The sequence below is a fragment of the Parcubacteria group bacterium CG10_big_fil_rev_8_21_14_0_10_36_14 genome (assembly GCA_002772895.1).
Lineage (GTDB): Bacteria > Patescibacteriota > Patescibacteriia.
Genome location: PFCS01000023.1, coordinates 1 through 2,107, shown reverse-complemented (window position 1 = coordinate 2,107; position 2,107 = coordinate 1). Strand labels below are relative to the sequence as shown.

Annotated in this window: 3 protein-coding genes; all 3 read left to right on the top strand. The window is 34.7% G+C overall.

Annotated features, from left to right (window positions below; genetic code table 11):
* Window positions 1–183 precede the first annotated feature (183 nt).
* On the top strand, window positions 184–387 hold the full coding sequence (locus tag COU51_01535; protein PIR66884.1) for a DNA-binding protein: 204 nt from the start codon (window positions 184–186) through the stop codon (window positions 385–387).
* Window positions 388–393: 6 nt separating this feature from the next.
* Window positions 394–1,251, top strand: coding sequence for a site-specific DNA-methyltransferase (locus COU51_01530; protein ID PIR66883.1), 858 nt, complete (start codon window positions 394–396; stop codon window positions 1,249–1,251).
* A partial coding sequence (locus tag COU51_01525) for a hypothetical protein (GenBank protein ID PIR66882.1) occupies window positions 1,235–2,107 on the top strand: 873 nt, incomplete at its 3' end. The genes COU51_01530 and COU51_01525, both read left to right, overlap by 17 nt.

Genomic DNA, 2,107 nt, shown 5'->3' with positions numbered 1-2,107 from the left:
GCGATTTTTTCGGCGGGCTTACAATTCTTTTCCTTGCCCCACCACCCGTGTGCGGAAAAATTTAAGGAACTCCCTAAGATTTGTTTGCTTATTTTTGAAGTTTGCGGTATCATTATATTAAGCAAGATGATATACACTCACTACAAGTAGTATATTATAATAGTTTATCAAAGTCAAAACATTATGGCAAATACAGTTAGTGAAAATATCCGCAAACTTCGATTAAAAAAAGGCATTTCCCAAGATCGGCTATCAAAAGACGCTGATTTGGCGTTAAATACTATTGTTAAAATTGAAACTGGCGAAAGTCCAAATCCTACCGTTGATACATTAGAAAAAATAGCTAAAGCTCTCGGCGTTTCTGCCGCCGATTTATTTAAGGATTAAAAAAATATGGCAACTACACATAAATTGATACTTGGAAATTGTATGAGCATGGAAGAAATTCCTAACGGAAGCGTCCATTTAATGGTAACTTCGCCACCCTATTTTAATGCCCCATTTGATTATAAAGGATTATTCAAAACTTATGGGCAATATCTTGGCGTATTAAGAAATTTTGCACAAGAAACATTTAGAGTTTTGCAGGACGGAAGAATCGCTGTTTTGAATATTGATGATATGCTGATAGACGGCGAAAAATTTCCTATCGTTGCTGACGCAACAAAAATTTTTCAAGAAGCCGGTTTTAGATATAGAGATAGAATCGTTTGGAAAAAACCAGATGGCTATTTAAGAATTAGCCGCCGTAGTGGGGTAATGCTTCAAAATCCTTATCCGATGTATTTTTATCCTGATAACCTACTTGAAAATATTATTATTTTTCAAAAGGGAAAATTTGACTATCGTTCAATTTCTAAAGAAGTTCGCGAAGCTTCAAAAGTTGATAAAAAAGAATTTTTAAGCAAAAAATGGTATATGACACTTTGGGAAATGAATAATGTAATGCCCGGCTCGCCATTGGAAAAGGGCATCGCGGCTTTTCCTGAAGAATTACCATATCGTGCAATTAAACTTTTTTCTTACAAAGGTGAAACCATATTGGACCCATTTGCTGGTAGCGGCACAACAATGAAAAAGGCGCGCGAACTGGAAAGAAATAGTATTGGTATTGAAATAAAAAAGTCGCTCGTTCCAGTTATCAAAAAAAAGTTAGGTTTTGACGGCAGTCAAAGTACTTTTTTTACAGATCAAAACGACAAATTAGAAATTATCAATCGTAAAGCAGGAAAATATGGACATATTAGCTAAAATCAAAGGTATAAAGTATAATCCGCTTCTTTGTCGGGATTTAGAGGTTTTTGCTTACAAAGATTTAGAAAGAGCGTTGGCTTCTTGTGCTTCTTTTATTCTTAATATCACCAAAGAAAATAAAGTCGCTATAAGTTGGTGGGTTTCGGCAAAGCGTACTCGCTCCTATCCTTACACAAGAGTTTATGACACCTTGGGTTTTTCTGGCAAAAAAATAACAATAATTCCAGTTATAAAAGATGAGGGGAAAGAGGGCGACAGAGATTTTTTGCAATGGGATACGATTTCATTAATGAGTTTATTGGGGATTTATGTAATTATTACTTATTACAACGATGCCAAAAGAAGCAAAAGATATAGACACAAAATTACAAACCAGCGATTTGATACCGAGTACATTCAAGGACAAATTAAAAATATTCTTTCCTATCAATCAGACGCCTTACATTGGAATCTTGCTCATGTTGATAAAGTTGGCCAAATTGGGCAAAAAGCGTTGGAATCTTACGCTAAAATCTCTAAAAAATTAAAGGTAGAAATGCACTCGCGACAAACTGCAGAAAAAAGGATTATCGAACTTTTGAAGGGCAAAGATGAGTTTATGAAGCTGTCGCGAATGTTAGCAGAAAAAGCCCAAAGACGAGAACGATTGACTATTCAACCAAAAGAAAATTTATCGGGAACAAAAGCAATAATCACAATACAAAATTATTTGGGCGGTTATTATTATTTCACTTCGGACGAAGCCGAAGTTAAAGGAAAGAATATTTTTCTGATTGAGGGCAAGCACAGCAAAAATAATTCTTTGCCGTCTTTGGAAGATATAAAAGACGGATTATTAAAAATGATTTTATTT